This is a genomic window from Curtobacterium sp. MCSS17_006 (assembly GCF_003234215.1).
Lineage (GTDB): Bacteria > Actinomycetota > Actinomycetes > Actinomycetales > Microbacteriaceae > Curtobacterium > Curtobacterium flaccumfaciens.
Genome location: NZ_QKSO01000007.1, coordinates 16097 through 31551, shown reverse-complemented (window position 1 = coordinate 31551; position 15455 = coordinate 16097). Strand labels below are relative to the sequence as shown.

Sequence of the window (15455 nt, the reverse complement as noted above, 5' to 3'; positions counted from 1 at the left end):
ACCGCGGACGGTTGCTGAGACTGTAACGCCTGCCGGGTTTCGTCCGTGTGACCGTGACGGAAACGGACAGCGGCGGGATCAGGCGCGGACACGGCGGACCGGGCGGACGGTGTCGCCCGCTGTGCGACTCATCAGGATGCCCTCCACGCAGGCGACCACGAGCAGGGCGGCGATGACCCAGAACGCGGCCGCGTACGGCCCGTCGCCGCCCAGCCCGGAGGCCGCGCGGATGACCACGGCGGCGACGGCGACACCGAAGCCCGCGGCGGTCTGCTGCAGCGTCGACGACAGCGTGTTCGCGGGGGTCATGTCGGCCTGCTCGACGTCGGCGAAGGCGATGGTGTTGTACGCCGTGAAGCCCACCGAGCGGGCGGCACCGCTGACGACGAGCAGGACGGCGAGCAGCCAGAACGGGGTGTCCTCGGTCATGAACGCCATCGCGACCACGGTCAGCGCGGCGACGGCCGACGACACGATGATCACCGGGCGGTAGCCGAACCAACGGAGGAACGGAGTCGTCATCGGCTTGATGCCGAGGTTGCCGACGAACACCCACAGCACGGCGGACCCGGCGAGCACGGCGCTCCAACCCCAGGCGTCCTGGAACAGCAGCGGGAGCACGAACGGCACCGCGGACACCGCCAGGCGGAACAGGCCGCCGCCGGCGTGCGACACCCGGAAGGTCTCGAGCCGGAACGCGTCGAGCCCCATGATCGGGTGGGGAGCCCGGCGGAAGTGCCGGATCGCGAGCCAGCAGCACACCGCGCCGAGGATGCCGGAGACGACGACCGCGGTGACCGGCACGACGTCGAGCGCGAGCAAGGACGCCATGACCACGAGCGAGCCGAGCCCGACGCAGGCGAGCAGCGACCCGAACCAGTCGAACGGCACCCGCTGTGCCGCACGCTCCTGCGGCACGAGCACCAGGGCGGCGACGAAGGCGATGACGCCGAGCGGGATGTTGATGAGGAAGATCCAGTGCCACGACAGCGTCTCGACGAGCACGCCGCCGATGAACGGCGCGATGATCGGTGCGGCGAGGGCCGGCCAGGTCAGGATGGCGATGGCGGTGACGAGTTGTTCGCGCCCGGCGCTCCGGAGCACGACGAGCCGGCCGACGGGCACCATGAGCGCTCCACCGAGCCCCTGCAGGATGCGCCACAGCGTCAGCTCGACCAGCCCGGTGGACAGCGCGCACAGGGCGGACGCGATCGTGAACAGCGCGATGGCCCAGGCGAAGACGGTCCGCGAACCGATCCGGTCGGTGAGCCAGCCGGACACCGGGATGAACACCGCGAGGGTCACGAGGTACGCGGTGATCGTGACGCCCACCGCGGCGGAGTCGACCCCGAGGTCACGCCCCATGGCCGGGGCGGCGGTCGCCAGGATCGTGCCGTCCAGGAGCTCCATGAAGAAGGTCCCGGCCACCAGCACGGCGACCGCCGTGCTGCGCGTCCGTCGTCTGGGTGTCGTCGCCGTCGTCGTCATCGCCCACCGAGACTATGCCCGCGGACGTCCGCGCCGTCACGGACGGGCCGCCCACCGGACGGGACACCGGACGCGACACCGGGCGCGGCACCGGGCGCGGCACCGACCATCCGCCGGACCCCGCACCCGCCACCCACCGGACGCGACGCGGCGCACACGACGCGGGACGGGCCTCCAGGCGCAGTTCCGGGCGATCCTCATGCTCGGGCCGACTACCCTGGCCGGGTGCCGACCCGACCACCCGAACGCCGAGGAACTCGCGCGTGAGCCGCACCGACAGTGCCGGCGTGGTCGCCGCGGGCACGTCCAGCGGTCGACGACGTGTCCTGGACACCGTGGCTTCCCTGCCGGCGTGGGCGGCGGTCCTGCTCGTCTGGACGGGCGGCCGGGTCCTGTCGACCCTGTGGCTCGCGCTCGCGTACCCGCTCATCGGTCGTGCGCTCCCGGGCAACGCGATCTGGGGCAACGAGCACGGGTTCGGCGCGTTCCTGGTGGCCTGGGACGGGCAGTACTACGAGCAGATCTCGCTGCACGGGTACCCCGACGCGCTGCCGCTCGACGCCGCCGGCAACGTCGCGCAGAACGCCTGGGCCTTCCTGCCGGCGTTCCCCTTCACGATCCGGGCGCTGACCGCCTCGACCGGGGTGCCGTTCGAACTCGGCGCACCGCTCGTCGCGATCGTCGCCGGGCTGCTCGCCACCTACCTGCTGCACCGCCTGGTGCGGGACCGCGCCGGGCACGCCGCCGCGATGTGGGCGGTCTTCTTCTTCAGCTGCGGTCCGCTGTCGTTCCTGCTGCAGGTCGGGTACGCGGAGAGCATGTTCCTCGCGCTGTCGTTCGGGGCGCTGCTCGCCCTGGAGCGTCGGCGCTACGGGCTCCTGACGGCACTCGGCGTCGCCGCGGCCTTCACCCGCCCCGGTGCCCTGGCGATCCCGCTCGTGCTCGGCGTCGTCGCACTCGTGCGGTGGGTCCGTGCGCGGCGCGAGACCGGCCGGGTGTTCGAGGGCTTCCCGCTGCGCGAGCAGGTCCGGGTCGTCGCCGCGGGCCTGACCATGGTCCTCGCCGGGCTCGCCTGGCCCGTGATCGCCTCGCACGCCACCGGGACACCGAACGCCTACCTGGAGACCGAGATGTCCTGGTGGGTGAACTTCATCGGCCGGGTGGACTTCGTGCCGCTGACGCCGTGGTTCCTCATCGCGGGCCGCTGGCTCGGCGTGGGCGGGATCCTGATCGTGGTGTTCCTGCTCGTCACGTACCCGATCTGGCTGCTCCGCCGGTCGACGCTGCGGCTCGGGCCCACGACGGTGCTGTACTCGGCCGCGTACGCGCTGTACATCTTCGCGGTGTCGCTGCCGATGGCCTCGACCCCGCGGCTGCTCATGCCGCTCGCGCCGCTGTTCGGATCGCCCGAGCTGGTCGCGAAGCCCTGGATGCGGTGGACCTTCGTGACGGCCGCGTTGGCCGGGCAGCCGGTGCTGGTCGCGGTGCTGTGGCTGCTCGGCCCTCCGTGAGCGGCTGACGCACAGCTCTCGGAGGCACGCGTCCCGACATGACGCGACGCCGCCGTCCGGACAGGACGACGGCGTCGTGCGTCAGGCGTCAGGCGTCGCGCCTCAGAGCTCGATCGTGCCGTGGTCGCCGGTGTCCGGCTGGCTCTGCTTGCCGAGCGCCGCCTTGAACATCTGCACCAGGCTGCCGACCGGCCCGGTGTCCTGGGTCCAGTACTCGACCGAGACCCCCTCGACCGTCAGCAGCCGGATCGACGGGTCCTGACGGCCCTCGGGGAACCAGGCCTCGGCGAACGGGGACCACAGCTCGTCGACGACCGAGTCGTCCTGGGTCACGGTCGCGGTCCCGGCGATGGAGAGGTACCCGCCCTGCGACTCGATCGAGACGTTGACGTGCGGGTTCCGCGCGATGTCCTCGACCTTCTCGCTGCCGTCCTGCACCAGGAACCGCAGTGTCCCGTGGAACGTCTTGTCCTGCACCGCGAGGGGCCTGGCGTGCAGGTTCCCGTCCTCGCTCACCGTGGTGAGCAGTGCCGTGTGGGCGCCGTGGACGATGTCCGAGATGGCGGCGCGCTGCTCCGTCTGTGTGTCGGTCATGGTGCTCCTTTGCGTCATGCGCCCCGCTCCTGCCGACGTGCGACCGTCGGTGCACGGGGCCGTACCGTTCCGACCAGTGTGCCCCTCCGGCGCTGGACGCGTCAGCCCGGCGCGTCGACGTGCCCGGGTCACGGTCGGCCTGGAGGCCCGGTGCACGTCCGCCACGCCGCCCCCGCCGGGCGCATCCCGGCCGTCGGGCCGCACATGCGTGTGCAGGAAGCGACAGCACACGCGTCGATCGACAGGTGGAACGTCGTTGCATGCACAAGCACCGGATGCGCGTGCATCGAGCGACCGGACACGAGTCGATCGACGCGCGGATCGTCGGAACATGCACGCGCACGGAACCGACTCCGGGCCGGCCGGGGTCAGGCGGGTTCGCGGATGGTGGTCTCGACGTCGACGACCTGGGGGATCTTCGGCATCGAGGCGAAGCCGAACGCCACGGGCGGGTCGAGCGGCGCCAGGTCACCGAGCGGCTCCCCCGCCCAGGTCCCCCGCACGCCGGTGACGTCGTGCGCCCCGGTCACGCCGTAGTACTCGCGGCGGCCGTTGCCCGCCGAACCCGCCGTGCCCGACCCCGGCGCGAGCAGGCGAGCCACCGGGTCGATCGCGGCGAGCCAGCGCGGATCGCGGGCGATCGGCTTCGGGACGATGCGCAGGATCCGGCCGAGCGGCGAGATGCCGCCGACGTCAATCGAGGCCTGCAGCGCCCCGGCGGACAGCTCGAGGCCGCTGGCGGTGCGCCGGGCGTGGACGTCGACGACCGAGACGGTGTCGAAGCGGTAGGTGCCGGAGACGTACGCGGCGACGATCTCGTCGGGTGCGAGCAGCACGCTGGTGCCGTCGGGGAGCTCGAGGAACACGTCCGTGAACGGCCCGAACGGCGAGCGGTCCCACATGCCGACGACGATGCGGACACCCGAGGTGGTGCCGACGCCCATGATCCGGCCGCGGAACCGGCGTTCGACGACGGAGTCGGAGGCGTGACCAGCAGCGGGACCGGAGGCGTGGTCGGGGCGTGACGACATGCCCTGGACCGTACCCGCGGCCCCCGTGAGCCGATCTCGGCGGCCGCCCCGGGCCTCCCGGCCGTCACCCGCACGGACCGGGCCCGCGACCGTCAGGCGACGGGGACGGGCTGCGCCAGCAGCTCGCGCACGCGGGGCGCGACCTCGGTGCCGTAGAGCTCGATCGAGCGCATCATGTCGGCGTGCGGCAGGCGACCCGTGGCGTACCGCATGTCGAAGCGCGAGGCGCCGAGGATCCGCATGTTGCGCGCGACCTTCCGGGCGACGGTCTCCGGCGAGCCGACGTAGAGCGACCCACCGGCCGACAGGCTCGCGCGGTACCCGGCGACGTCGAGGGGCGGCCAGCCGCGCTCCCGACCGAGCTGGTCGGTGACGGCCTTGTGGTACGGCCAGTAGCGCTCGGCGGCCTCTTCGTCGGTGGCGGCCACGAAGCCCGGTGAGTGCATCGCGATGGGCTGCTGCGGCAGGTCGAGCTGCGCGAGGGCCTGGCGGTACAGGCGCGAGAACGGGGCGAACTGGGCCGGCTGCCCGCCGATGATGGCGAGGAACAGCGGCAGGCCGTACGACGCGGCACGGATGACCGACTGCGGGGAGCCGCCGACACCGATCCACGTCGGGATGGCGCCGTGCTCGAGCTTCGGGAAGACGTCCTGGTCGACCAGACCCGCACGCTTCGTGCCGGACCAGGTGACGGCGTCGCCGCCGCGCAGGGCCGCCCAGAGCTGGAGCTTCTCCTCGAACAGGACCTCGTAGTCGCTCAGCTCGTAGCCGAACAGGGGGAACGACTCGGTGAAGGAGCCACGGCCAAGGATGACCTCGGCGCGGCCGTTCGACAGGGCGTCGACGGTGGCGAAGCGCTCGTACACGCGGACGGGGTCGTCGGAGGACAGCACCGTGACCGCGGAGCCCATCCGGATGCGCTCGGTGCTGGCGGCGATCGCGGCGAGGACGACCTCGGGGGCGCTCACGACGAAGTCGGCGCGGTGGTGCTCCCCGACGCCGATGAAGTCGACGCCGACCTGGTCGGCGAGGACGGCCTGGTCGACGACGTCGCGGATGCTCTGCGCGTCGGACTGCAGGCTGCCGTCGGCGCGCTCGGTGACGTCACCGAAGGTGTCGAGGCCGAGCTGCAGCGGTCCGATCCGGTCGGGTGCGGGCGGCGGGACGTCCGAGGGACGGTCGGTGCCGAATGCGTTGCTCATGGTGTCCTCCTGGTCGCACTTCCATGCGTTTGCATCAACATAGCACGACGGCGGCGTGCGCGCACGGGGTCGGCGACCGGGTCGGCACGGGCCCGGGCCGGGCCCGGACCGGGGTCGGCCAGCACGGACGAGTACGGTCACCCGCATGCCGAACCTCCCCGACCAGACCGGACGCCGCATCGTCGTCACCGGGTCCAACAGCGGCACCGGACAGGAGGCCGCCCTGCGCCTCGCCGGAGCCGGCGCCAGTGTCGTGCTCGCCGTCCGCAGCACCGAGAAGGGCGAGACCGCCGCCGCCGGCATCCGCGCCGCCCACCCCGCAGCCGACGTGGAGGTCCGCGAACTCGACCTCGCCGACCTGGCGAGCGTCCGCCGCTTCGCCAGCGGCATCGTCGACGAGGAACGTCCGATCGACGTCCTGGTCAACAACGCCGGCGTGATGGCCCCGCCGGAACGCTTCGAGACCGTCGACGGGTTCGAGCTGCAGTTCGGCACGAACTTCCTCGGCCCGTTCGCCCTGACGAACCTGCTGCTGCCGTCGCTGCTGCGCGCCGGGGCGGCTCGGACCGGTGCCCCCCTCGCCGAGGCACCCCGGGTCGTCACGATGTCGAGCCTCGCCGCGATCCCCGGCCGGATCCGCTTCGCCGACCTGCAGTGGGAGCGCGGCTACAACGGCTGGCGCGCCTACGCGCAGTCGAAGCTCGCCGACCTGCTGCTCGCGCTGCACCTGCACCGCCTGACCGTCGAGGCCGACGTGCCCCTGGTCAGCACCGCCGCCCACCCCGGCTACACCCGGACGAACCTGCAGGCCGCGGGACGCTCGCTCGGTCGGTCGAAGCCGGTGCGGTCGAGCAACCGCGCCCTGCCGTTCACCCAGGCGGTCGAGCAGGGCACCGAGCCGCTGCTGTACGCGGCGGTCGGGCCGAACGCCGTGGGCGGCGCGTACTACGGCCCCTCGGGTCCGTTCGGCATGACCGGTCCGACCACCACCGTGTCGATCCCCGGGTCCGCGCGGAGCGCCGACCTCGCCCGCTCGCTCTGGGCCGTCGCCGAGGACCTCACCGGGACGCGCCCGCCGCTCTAGCCGCGACGCCGGCGTCGCGCTGGCCGCGCCCCTCGCACGGTGCGAGGGGCGCCGCGGCCCGTGCGAGGTTCCGGACGTGGTGCGAGGGGGTGCGGGTCGCACCGAGAACGCAACCTCGCACCACTCGGACGTCGTGCGCGTTGGGGAGCGGGCGAGGGACGGCCAGGAGGCCCGGGGCGGGTCCGGCACGCCGCCAGCGTCAGGCGCGGTGCAGCTCCACCGACCCGTCCAGCTTCCCGGGTTCGGTCAGGCGTGCGTGCTGCAGGACGATGCGGCCCGGCGCGATCGCCGCGGCCACGATCGACAGGGTCGTCATGTGCCCCTCGGCCTCGTGCACGTCGCGGAGGATCGCGTCGGGGTGGTCGCTCGGCAGCGCTGCGGACCCCGCCAGCACGCCGAACCAGCCACCCCAGCCGTCCCCGGCGTCGCCACCGGAGTCCACGGTGCGGAGTTCGTCGAACGGGCCGAGCACCGGTGGGCCGGCCGGGGCGTCGACGGCACGGAAGGCCTCGAGCCACCGACCGATGCGCGGCGCCGCGGGGTCGTCGGCCGCACCGTGCGTGACCATGTGGACGCCGGGGCCGAGGTCGGTGGTGCGGACCTGTTCGCCGTCCCAGGTCAGCACCGAGGCACCCTCGGCCGTGGCGCGCACCAGGTTGAAGGCCCGGGTGGTCGGCAGTGTGCCGTCGTGTCCGGGCAACAGGTCGTCGGCGACGGCGTCCACCGGCACCACGCCGCGGGTCGTCCACGTGCCGTCGACGCTCGTCACGGGTTCGGCGCGGTTGAGCACCACGGCCAGGCCGGCTCGGTCGGAGGCGGCGAGCCACGCACCACCGGCGGAGCGGTCACGGACACCACGGAGGTCCGGGTCCCGGTCCGGCCACCAGGCCGCGGGCGGGTCCCACGGGCGCTCGGGCGACTCGTCCCGCAGGGCGAGCACGGTGACGGGCCACGCGGCCCCGGGGTCGACGCGGACGACGACGGTGCACATGCCGTCGATCCTCGCACGTGGCCCCGGTAGCGTGAGCCAGGTGAACGCAGCAGCAGAGCGCGCCCTGACCGTCATCGTGGGGATCACCGGGGGCATCGCCGCCTACAAGGCCGTCGGGGTCGTCCGCGACCTCGTCAAGCGCGGCCACGACGTGCACGTCGTCCCGACCGAGGGCGCCCTGCGCTTCGTCGGACTGCCGACGCTCGAGGCCCTCAGCCGCAACCCCGTCACCACGAGCGTGTGGGACGACGTCGCCGAGGTGCGCCACGTCGCGCTCGGTCGCCGGGCCGACCTGGTCGTCATCGCCCCCGCCACCGCCGACTCGTTGGCCCGGATGGCGCACGGCCTGGCGAGCGACCTGCTCGGCACGACTCTGCTCGCGACCGAGGCACCCGTCGTCGTCGCCCCGGCGATGCACCCGCAGATGTGGGAGCACCCCGCGACCCGGGCGAACGTCGCCACGCTGCGTGACCGCGGCGTCCACCTGGTCGGCCCGGTCGTCGGCGCACTCACCGGCGACGATGCGGGCATCGGTCGGATGGCGGAGCCCGAGGACATCGTCGCCGCCGCGCTCGCCGTGCTCGACCAGCACCCCGCCCCCGCCGGCCGCCGCGGTGCGGAGACCGGCACCGCGTCCAGCACCGGGGCCCGTGGCGAACAGGGCGACCTGGCCGGCGTCCGCGTCGTCGTCAGCGCGGGCGGCACCCGCGAGCCCTTCGACCCGGTGCGGTTCGTCGGCAACCGCTCGAGCGGCCGCCAGGGCATCGCGATCGCCGCGGACGCCATCCGCCGTGGCGCGTCCGTGACCCTCGTCGCCGCGAACGTCGAGGGTTCGCTGACCGCCGGGCTGGACGCGACCGTGGTATCCGTCGGGTCCGCGCTCGAACTCGCCGAGGCCGTGCACGCCGCCGCCACCGAAGCGGACGTCGTCGTGATGACCGCCGCCGTCGCCGACTACCGTCCGGCCGAGGTGCTCACCGAGAAGCTCAAGAAGGACGCGCAGGGCGAGCGCATGACGCTCGAGCTGGTGCGGAACCCGGACGTGCTCGCCGACCTCGTGGCGGCACGGCGGACCGGGCAGATCATCGTCGGGTTCGCCGCCGAGACCGAGCCCGACCGCGACGCACGGATCGAGCTCGGACGCGCCAAGATCAGCCGGAAGCCGGCGGACCTGCTCGTCGTGAACCACGTCGGCTGGTCGGCCGGGTTCGAGCGCGAGGAGAACGCGATCGAGGTCCTGGTGCCCGGTGGCGAGGTGGTCCGCGAGACCTCCGGCACGAAGGCCGAGGTGGCGACGGCGGTCCTCGACCTCGTCGCGACCGCCCTGACGTGAATGCACACTGACGTGAATGCACACTGACGTGAGCAGCGTCTCCGGCTGCTTCCGAGGACGAGCGGGCACGATGGGGCGCATGCGACGACGTGAGCGGATCAAACGTGCCAACCGCACGGCCACCATCCTGGCGGTGGCCCTCGGCGCGGCGGGCACCATGCACTTCCTGCGCCCGACCCACTTCGACCGGATCGTGCCGGAGGCCCTGCCCCCGCGGCTGACCACGCTGGCCTCCGGGGTGGCCGAGCTGGGCATCGCCGCCGGGCTCGCGTTCCCCGCCACCCGCCGTGCCTCGGGCTGGGCGGCGGCGGCGCTGTTCGCGGCGGTGTTCCCGGCCAACGTCAAGATGGCGAACGACCTGCTCGACCATCCCCGCTCGAGCCGGGCGATGCGGCTGATCGGGGTCCTGCGGCTCCCCCTGCAGCTGCCGCTGGTCCTCTGGAGCATGCGCGTCGGTCGGCACGCACCGAAGCCGTGACCCAGCCGTCGTGGACCCGCGCGGCGGTGCCGCTCCTGCACCGCCCGGTCACCCAGCACGCCTGGGAGGACATCGTGTTCGCGCACTGGCGGCACGACCCGGCGTCGTTGCAGCGGCTCGTCCCCCGCGGGACCCGTCCGGACGAGGTCGACGGCAGCGCCTGGGTGGGGCTGTCGGCGTACGTGTTCCGGGAGACCCGGGTGCCGCCGTTCCCCTCTGCCGGGCGGCTCGGCACCATGACCGAGGTCACGATCGAGGTCCTCACGGTGGACGACCAGGGTCGGCGCGGGGTGACCTACCGCACGGTCGACACCGCGAACGTGCCTGCCATCGTGGCCGCGCACGCACTGCTCGGCGTGCCGTACACGTTCGCGCACGCACGTTCCCGTCGCCGCGGTGACGCGGTGGCGCACCGGTCCGTCCGGCACCCGACCCGCGCGCTGCACCCGGTGCGGTGGGCGCGGTCGCTCCGGCAGGAACGCCCGACCGGTGCGGTGCGGCCGAAGCACGCTGCCTCGGTGCGGGTGACCGCCGGCGAGGTCGTCGACACCCCGCTGGCCGCCGAGCTCACCACCCGCGCCGGCATCCACGCGCGGTACCTGGCGCAGACCCTGTTCTGGCAGCGACAGCACCCGGCGCTCACGACCCGTTCGGCCACGCTCGACCGACTCGAGGGCGACCTGCCCGACGCCGTCGGCATGCCCGGACTGTTCGACCGGGCGCCGGACTCCTTGCTCGTGGTCGACGGCACGACCGTCCGGTACGGCTGGGGCGGGGTCGTCCGGTGACGGGCGCACGCCCCGACGCACCGGCCGACGACCCGTTCGACCTCGACCGCTTCGTCCGGGCCCAGCAGGGTGTGCACGACGTCGCACTCGACGAACTCCGTCGGGGCCGGAAGTCGTCGCACTGGATGTGGTTCGTGTTCCCGCAGCTGGCCGGTCTGGGGCGGAGCGCCACGGCCGTGCGCTACGCGATCACCGGCGTGGTCGAAGCCCGCGCCTACCTGACGCACCCGGTGCTCGGGCCCCGTCTGCTCACCGCGGCCGACATCGCACACCACGCCCCCGCCCGCTCCGCCGACGCCCTGCTCGGGGGCATCGACTCGGTGAAGCTCCGGTCGTCGATGACGCTCTTCGCCCGGGTCGCGACCGACCCGCGGCCGTTCGCCGCCGTGCTGGACCGCTGGTACGACGGCGCCGAGGACCCGGCCACGGTCCGCCTGCTCGAGGAGCACTCGGGTCGCGAGTGACGCACGCGACGCACGACGCCCGACACGCGTGACCGGCATCTGAACGTCGACACTGACACGCGCTGAGCCGACCGCAACGCCGTTGTCATATCAGGTACGGTGATGCGAGCACGTGCGATGTCGACCGTGCCCGTTCGCCCGGCGCCCCGACGCCGCCGCCCCCGAAGGAGAACGCATGCCGGTCCCCCGCAGCGCCCCGACCGAGCACCAGCTGCTCCGTGACACCGTCCGCCACAAGATCCACGACGCGATCATGGACGGCACGCTCCTGCCGGGCGAACGACTGAACGACGACGAGCTCATCTCGTGGCTCGGCGTCTCCCGGACACCCATCCGCGAGGCCCTGAGCCAGCTGTCCCGCGCCGGCCTGATCGAGATGGCCCCGAACCGGTACACCCGGGTCACCACGCCGGACCCCGCCGAGGTCATCGAAGCGATGCAGACCCTCGGCGTGCTGTTCGGCGGCGTGGTCCGGCTCGCGGTCCCACGCCTCGGTTCGGCGAGCCGCAAGAAGATCCTGGCCCAGCTCGACAAGACGATCACCGAGCTCGAGGCCCACGAGGTCGCCGCCGTCAACCACGACGCCCTCGACGTCTTCGCCCTGTACGTCGCCGAGTGCGGCAACGAGAACCTGCAGCGCGTCTGCCGCGACACGATGGACGGCCTGGCGTTCCGACTGCGACTGCCGAACCTCGACGAACTGGTCGACTGGGACCGGATGACCGAGGACTTCCGGCGTCTCCGGGCGGCGACCGAGTCCGGCGACAACGTCGCGGCCGAGCTCGCGACCGAGGCGATCCACCAGCTGCCGGGCGAGAAGCACTGAGTCCACCTGTACCCGCGTACAGGAACTGCCCGTCTCGCACACGCGAGGCGGGCGGTCGACGTTCCACGGGCCTCCCGGTCGGTGGCCCGGCCACGCGCGTGACGCTCCCAGTCCCGGGGCCGCGCGGACCGATAGCATCGCTGGCGACCACCTGAACCAGGCACCCGGAGCAGCACATGAACCCCCGCCCGACGGACCGTACCGAGGTCGCCGCACGCCTGGCCGCCGCGGTCGGTCGGATCAACCGACGGGCCCGCACCGACTCGGCCTCGCTCGGGTACGGCATCGTGTCGGCGCTCGCGTCGATCCAGCGGCACGGACCCCTGCGCCCCGGTGACCTGTCGCGGATCGAGGTGGTCACGAAGCCCACGATGACCCGCATCCTGACCGAGCTCGAGCAGCGCGGCTTCATCCAGCGCGAGGCCGACCCGCGCGACGGCCGGGCGTTCATGGTGACGGCCACACCGGAGGGCATCGAGGCGGTCGAGCAGGCCCGCGCGAACCGCACCGGGATCGTCGCCGAACTCATCGCCGAGCTCGACGAGTCGGACGTCCAGGCGATCGCCGGCGCCCTGGCCGCGCTCGAGCGTGTCGCCCAGGGCGAGCACGCCCAGGAACCTCACACCTTCTAGGCCCCGTAGGACCGTTACCGAACCGTTACCAAGTGGTGGACGGACCGTTCTGCCAGCGTTCCTGGACGCGCTGCCCAGTCTGACCGGTCATGGTGTCGGCTCCGCCTGACCGCGGCCACCCCACGGCTGCTCCCGGCGGACGGACGGGCCCCACACCACCGTCCGGTCCTCACCGGCTCGAGGACTCCTCGTCGTCGTCGACGGTGTCACCGACACCGCCAGCCTCCGGCGTGCCCGCACGACCTCGGTCGCGCGAGCAGGAGTCCCTCCCCCAGCGAGCCGCCGACCTGCGGAACCGATGCGACACACCCCTGAGCTCCCCACCACGACGGCCTCGACCCGACGTGAAGCCCTGAACACCCCCACCCGCCGGATGCGTCGGGCCCTGCGGCACCGCGCGACGCTGATCGCCGGCGGCGCGGCGGTCCTGGCCGTCGCCGGTGGCGCCCTGACCGTTGGCACGCAGCCCGCCATCGGCGAGGCCCTCGGCATGCCGGCCGGCACCCCGAGCGCATCGGCGACCGCGGAGCCCGCCCTGCGCGGCACCGCGCTCGACCGCGCCCAGGCCGCCGCCACGATCACCACGGCGAAGACCGTCATGCAGACCGCGAACCACAAGGTCGACACCTCGGCGCTCGAACAGCGCGTCGACGCGCTGAGCGACTACCCGGACCTGTCCGGCGCTGCGCTGACGAACCGCATCTCGACGACGGTCGCGTCGACCACGCACGTCGCCCAGGCGAGCGCCACGCAGGACAAGCGGGACGTCGACGCGAAGGCCGCGGCCGCAGCGAAGGCCGCAGCCGAGCGCAAGGCGGCCGCCGAGGCAGCGGAGGCCGCCCGGAAGCTCGCCGCCGGCAACACCGTCGCCGGTGCCAAGGCCACGGCGAGCTCGCTCGCGTCGTCGGAGTACGGCTGGGGTGCCGACCAGTTCCAGTGCCTGGACAACCTGTGGACCAAGGAGTCCGGCTGGAACTACCAGGCCGTCAACGCGAACGGCGGCGCGACCGGCATCCCGCAGGCGCTCCCCGGCTCGAAGATGGCCACGATCGCCGCGGACTGGCGCACCAACGCCACCACCCAGATCACCTGGGGCCTGCAGTACATCAGCTCGGCGTACGGCACCCCGTGCGCGGCGTGGGGGCACTCGCAGGCGAACAACTTCTACTGATCGGCGCGGGTCGCGACGGCGACCGGCAGACGGACGGGAGGCCCGTGGCGGATCCGCCACGGGCCTCCCGTCCGTTGCGTGGTCGCGGTCAGCCCACCCGCGCGACGCGTACGTCGACGCGGCTGAGCGCCAGGCCGTGTGCCGCGGCGGTCGCCAGGGCGACGTCGTGGACGGCGCGGGCGACCTCGGGGGCCGGGCGGAAGCCGTCGGTGCCGATGACGACGCGCAGGGCGTCGTCGTCGACGACGATCCGGAGCGGCCCGGTGCTCGTGGCGATGCTGCGGACCGCCTGCACGGCGCTCGCGACCGTCGGGCGGGAGCGGTACAGGTCGGTGACGCCGGGGACCTCGAGGACGGCGGCCTCGATCGCGGCGAGGGTCTCGTCGGTGGTGCTCATCGGGCCTCCTCCGGGTCGGTGCCGGGCTCGTCGGTGCCTGTTTCGTCGGTGCCGGGCTCGGGGTCCGGCAGCAGGTCGCGGACGACGACGTCGATCGCCTCGACGAGCAGGTCGGTCTGCTCGGCCAGGGCACCGGCCACGGCGGCGCGGACCAGCTCGGCGGTCGCCGGGATCGACGGACCGGACGCGATCGCGATCTCGACGACCACCCGGATCGGGGACGCGAGTTCGGTGACGTCACCGTCGAGGCGGCAGCGGGCCACCAGCACCCCGGGGACCTCGTCGCCGGTGCGGCGGATGAGGGACCGGATGGCGCCCTCGGTCATCACCGGGCGCTCGGTCTCGGACAGGGGGCGGAGCGGGACGTCGCGACCGGAGCGGGACTCGATCGAGATGTTCGCCAGGACACCGCTGATCCAGGACTCGTCGGCCGGGGCCTCGTCGCGGGCGGCCGCCTCGAGCGAGCGGAGCGACGCGTGGCGGACGCGGATGATCGCGGCCAGGGCGTTCTGGCAGGCGGGCGAGTCGTCGATGCTCGGGTCCGCCGGCTGCATGCCGGCGTCGAGGTAGTCGGCGAGTTCGTCGATCGAGTGGCCGTCGAGGTCACCGGGTTCGAGGGCGTCGAGTGCTTCGGGGCTGTCGGGCAGGTCCGGCCGGATGCCGTCGTGGTCGGTCATCGCCATCCCTCCATGAGTCGGATCATGTTCTTCCTCGCTCGGGACAGCAGTCCCCGGACCGTCGAGGGTGGCAGGTCGAGTTCGGCGGCGATCTCGTCGTACCGGTACTCGAGCACCTCCTTCATGATCCAGCACCGTCGTTGGGCTTCGGGCAGTTCGGCCAGCGCACGTTCGACCGCGTCCTCGCGCGAGCGCGCCTCGGCGACCCGGTCGGGTGCGTCGTCGGCCGGCGCGGCGACCTCGAGCTCGGTGACGTCGTCGTGGACGCGCCGCGCGCGGATCCGGTCGAGGCACTTCCTGCTCAGGATGCGCATCAACCACGACTTCACGCGTGCGAGGTCCTCGAGGGAGTCGAGGCGGTCCCACGCGGTGATGAAGGTCTCCTGCACGACGTCGTCGAGTTCGTCGGTGGAACCGAGGGTCCGACGGGCGTAGGCGCGGAGCAGCGGGGTGTGGCGACGGATCAGGACCTCGAAGGCCCGGACGTCGCCGTCGGACGACCGGCCGGCGAGGACCGCGTCGTCGAGCTCGGCGAGGGACTGGTGGTGCACGCGTTCCTTCTACTGGTGGTGGATGGTGAACGGCTGGGTGCGCCCGCGTGCCGGCACGACCTTGAACGGTCCGGCGGGCCGGGCGGCGAGCGAGCGGACACGCGCCAGGGCGAGCGCGTGTGCGGGGGCTTTCCTGGGGACTGCAGCGGTGCGGGTCACATCGGCTCCTCGAGGTGTTGTCCCCGATGGGACGTGCGTCGCACCCGATTCGTCACACACGACGTCGGGGGCGCACCC

At 73.2% G+C, this 15455-nt stretch carries 18 protein-coding genes; 9 read left to right on the top strand and 9 right to left on the bottom strand.

Annotated elements, in window-relative coordinates:
- Positions 1-78: 78 nt before the first annotated feature.
- Positions 79-1488 carry an MFS transporter gene (locus tag DEJ21_RS08370; RefSeq protein WP_111224315.1) on the bottom strand — a complete coding sequence of 470 codons (1410 nt, stop codon included), beginning with the start codon at positions 1486-1488 and terminating at the stop codon, positions 79-81.
- Between the two features lie 263 nt (positions 1489-1751).
- Here DEJ21_RS08370 and DEJ21_RS08365 point away from each other — a divergent pair, with 263 nt between their 5' ends.
- Positions 1752-2999, top strand: a complete 1248-nt coding sequence (locus tag DEJ21_RS08365; protein WP_111224314.1) for a hypothetical protein — start codon at positions 1752-1754, stop codon at positions 2997-2999.
- 102 nt (positions 3000-3101) lie between these two features.
- Here the strand turns inward: DEJ21_RS08365 and DEJ21_RS18210 are convergent, their stop codons facing one another.
- The 3 genes from DEJ21_RS18210 to DEJ21_RS08350 all read right to left on the bottom strand — a co-directional run bounded on the left by DEJ21_RS18210 (position 3102) and on the right by DEJ21_RS08350 (position 5826).
- Positions 3102-3593 carry a pyridoxamine 5'-phosphate oxidase family protein gene (locus DEJ21_RS18210; RefSeq protein ID WP_181435830.1) on the bottom strand — a complete coding sequence of 164 codons (492 nt, stop codon included), beginning with the start codon at positions 3591-3593 and terminating at the stop codon, positions 3102-3104.
- Positions 3594-3961: 368 nt separating this feature from the next.
- A complete protein-coding gene (locus tag DEJ21_RS08355) occupies positions 3962-4624 on the bottom strand; it encodes a hypothetical protein (RefSeq protein WP_111224312.1) in 663 nt (220 codons plus the stop codon).
- Positions 4625-4716: 92 nt separating this feature from the next.
- Positions 4717-5826, bottom strand: a complete 1110-nt coding sequence (locus DEJ21_RS08350; protein WP_111233255.1) for an LLM class flavin-dependent oxidoreductase — start codon at positions 5824-5826, stop codon at positions 4717-4719.
- A 145-nt stretch (positions 5827-5971) separates the two neighbouring features.
- On the opposite strand from DEJ21_RS08350, the gene DEJ21_RS08345 reads away from it, so the two are divergent.
- On the top strand, positions 5972-6910 hold the full coding sequence (locus tag DEJ21_RS08345; protein WP_111095255.1) for an SDR family oxidoreductase: 939 nt from the start codon (positions 5972-5974) through the stop codon (positions 6908-6910).
- Between the two features lie 199 nt (positions 6911-7109).
- Here the strand turns inward: DEJ21_RS08345 and DEJ21_RS08340 are convergent, their stop codons facing one another.
- Entirely contained in the window at positions 7110-7901 is a 792-nt protein-coding gene (locus DEJ21_RS08340) for an NRDE family protein (protein ID WP_181435829.1), read from the bottom strand.
- Between the two features lie 64 nt (positions 7902-7965).
- On the opposite strand from DEJ21_RS08340, the gene DEJ21_RS08335 reads away from it, so the two are divergent.
- The 7 genes from DEJ21_RS08335 to DEJ21_RS08305 all read left to right on the top strand — a co-directional run bounded on the left by DEJ21_RS08335 (position 7966) and on the right by DEJ21_RS08305 (position 13593).
- A complete protein-coding gene (locus DEJ21_RS08335; RefSeq protein WP_111224380.1) occupies positions 7966-9234 on the top strand; it encodes a phosphopantothenate--cysteine ligase family flavoprotein in 1269 nt (422 codons plus the stop codon).
- Positions 9235-9313: 79 nt separating this feature from the next.
- Positions 9314-9712 (top strand): hypothetical protein, encoded by a 399-nt coding sequence (locus DEJ21_RS08330; protein ID WP_181433219.1) that lies wholly within the window; start codon positions 9314-9316, stop codon positions 9710-9712.
- Positions 9709-10500, top strand: a complete 792-nt coding sequence (locus DEJ21_RS08325) for a YqjF family protein (protein WP_181435828.1) — start codon at positions 9709-9711, stop codon at positions 10498-10500. The genes DEJ21_RS08330 and DEJ21_RS08325 overlap by 4 nt, the downstream gene beginning before the upstream one ends.
- Positions 10497-10964: a DUF1810 domain-containing protein gene (locus DEJ21_RS08320; RefSeq protein ID WP_111224309.1), complete on the top strand. Its 468-nt coding sequence runs from the start codon at positions 10497-10499 to the stop codon at positions 10962-10964. The genes DEJ21_RS08325 and DEJ21_RS08320 overlap by 4 nt, the downstream gene beginning before the upstream one ends.
- 175 nt (positions 10965-11139) lie before the next feature.
- The gene (locus DEJ21_RS08315) at positions 11140-11790 is read left to right on the top strand and encodes a GntR family transcriptional regulator (RefSeq protein ID WP_071405086.1); all 651 of its coding nucleotides are present in this window, start codon (positions 11140-11142) and stop codon (positions 11788-11790) included.
- Positions 11791-11966: 176 nt separating this feature from the next.
- On the top strand, positions 11967-12422 hold the full coding sequence (locus DEJ21_RS08310) for a MarR family winged helix-turn-helix transcriptional regulator (protein ID WP_027466277.1): 456 nt from the start codon (positions 11967-11969) through the stop codon (positions 12420-12422).
- Positions 12423-12720: 298 nt separating this feature from the next.
- Positions 12721-13593: a phospholipase gene (locus DEJ21_RS08305; RefSeq protein ID WP_111224308.1), complete on the top strand. Its 873-nt coding sequence runs from the start codon at positions 12721-12723 to the stop codon at positions 13591-13593.
- 88 nt (positions 13594-13681) lie between these two features.
- Here the strand turns inward: DEJ21_RS08305 and DEJ21_RS08300 are convergent, their stop codons facing one another.
- Genes DEJ21_RS08300 through DEJ21_RS18205 form a run of 4 tightly spaced genes read right to left on the bottom strand, consistent with a single transcriptional unit; the run spans position 13682 to position 15377 of the window.
- Positions 13682-13990, bottom strand: coding sequence for a hypothetical protein (locus tag DEJ21_RS08300; RefSeq protein ID WP_110863466.1), 309 nt, complete (start codon positions 13988-13990; stop codon positions 13682-13684).
- Positions 13987-14667 carry a hypothetical protein gene (locus tag DEJ21_RS08295; RefSeq protein WP_146247729.1) on the bottom strand — a complete coding sequence of 227 codons (681 nt, stop codon included), beginning with the start codon at positions 14665-14667 and terminating at the stop codon, positions 13987-13989. Before DEJ21_RS08295 ends, DEJ21_RS08300 begins: the two co-directional genes overlap by 4 nt.
- Positions 14664-15218 carry an RNA polymerase sigma factor gene (locus tag DEJ21_RS08290; protein WP_027466268.1) on the bottom strand — a complete coding sequence of 185 codons (555 nt, stop codon included), beginning with the start codon at positions 15216-15218 and terminating at the stop codon, positions 14664-14666. The genes DEJ21_RS08295 and DEJ21_RS08290 overlap by 4 nt, the downstream gene beginning before the upstream one ends.
- A gap of 9 nt (positions 15219-15227) precedes the next feature.
- Positions 15228-15377 (bottom strand): hypothetical protein, encoded by a 150-nt coding sequence (locus DEJ21_RS18205; RefSeq protein WP_181435827.1) that lies wholly within the window; start codon positions 15375-15377, stop codon positions 15228-15230.
- Positions 15378-15455: the final 78 nt, after the last annotated feature.

Excerpts from the sequence above, each read along its gene's own strand:
- DEJ21_RS08355 (WP_111224312.1), bottom strand. The coding sequence starts at position 4,624 with ATGTCGTCACGCCCCGACCACGCCTCCGGTCCCGCTGCTGGTCACGCC.
- DEJ21_RS08300 (WP_110863466.1), bottom strand. The coding sequence starts at position 13,990 with ATGAGCACCACCGACGAGACCCTCGCCGCGATCGAGGCCGCCGTCCTC.
- DEJ21_RS08370 (WP_111224315.1), bottom strand. The coding sequence starts at position 1,488 with ATGACGACGACGGCGACGACACCCAGACGACGGACGCGCAGCACGGCG.
- DEJ21_RS08315 (WP_071405086.1), top strand. The coding sequence starts at position 11,140 with ATGCCGGTCCCCCGCAGCGCCCCGACCGAGCACCAGCTGCTCCGTGAC.
- DEJ21_RS08330 (WP_181433219.1), top strand. The coding sequence starts at position 9,314 with ATGCGACGACGTGAGCGGATCAAACGTGCCAACCGCACGGCCACCATC.
- DEJ21_RS08310 (WP_027466277.1), top strand. The coding sequence starts at position 11,967 with ATGAACCCCCGCCCGACGGACCGTACCGAGGTCGCCGCACGCCTGGCC.
- DEJ21_RS08305 (WP_111224308.1), top strand. The coding sequence starts at position 12,721 with ATGCGACACACCCCTGAGCTCCCCACCACGACGGCCTCGACCCGACGT.
- DEJ21_RS08295 (WP_146247729.1), bottom strand. The coding sequence starts at position 14,667 with ATGACCGACCACGACGGCATCCGGCCGGACCTGCCCGACAGCCCCGAA.
- DEJ21_RS08340 (WP_181435829.1), bottom strand. The coding sequence starts at position 7,901 with ATGTGCACCGTCGTCGTCCGCGTCGACCCCGGGGCCGCGTGGCCCGTC.
- DEJ21_RS08345 (WP_111095255.1), top strand. The coding sequence starts at position 5,972 with ATGCCGAACCTCCCCGACCAGACCGGACGCCGCATCGTCGTCACCGGG.
- DEJ21_RS18210 (WP_181435830.1), bottom strand. The coding sequence starts at position 3,593 with ATGACCGACACACAGACGGAGCAGCGCGCCGCCATCTCGGACATCGTC.
- DEJ21_RS08350 (WP_111233255.1), bottom strand. The coding sequence starts at position 5,826 with ATGAGCAACGCATTCGGCACCGACCGTCCCTCGGACGTCCCGCCGCCC.